Genomic DNA, 409 nt, shown 5'->3' on the forward strand with positions numbered 1-409 from the left:
GATCGCCTCGATGATCGGCTCGCGCGGGCTCGGCGAGGACGTGCTCGCGGGCATCCAGACGCTCGACGTCGGCAAGGGCACGCAGGCGGGGATTGCGATCGTGATCCTGGCCATCGTGATCGACCGGATCAGCCAGGGCTATGGGCAGGACCGCCGCACCCGACGCCTGCTGGCGGCGCGCCGCCGCGCGAAGGCGGTGTCGCGCGTGCCCTACAAGGTCGCGGCGACCGAGGCCGGTGCGGACGAGGCTGCCGGTCACGGCGACACGAGCCAGGGTGGGCTCGAAACCCGGCCGGCCAAGTAAGCATCAGCACCCGGCAATCCGGCCACGGGCGGGGAATCACAAAGCGCTTTGCGTGGGACCGGAGTGGCGCGCTAAAGCGCTAACTACGGTCGACACAGGAGACAC

1 pseudogene is annotated in these 409 nt (G+C 70.2%); it reads left to right on the top strand.

The window, feature by feature from the left end:
• A pseudogene (locus AC1ECK_RS36690) lies at window positions 1-304 on the top strand (proline/glycine betaine ABC transporter permease); the annotation flags it as partial.
• Window positions 305-409: the final 105 nt, after the last annotated feature.

This window comes from Paraburkholderia sp. SSBN10T (assembly GCF_056619545.1).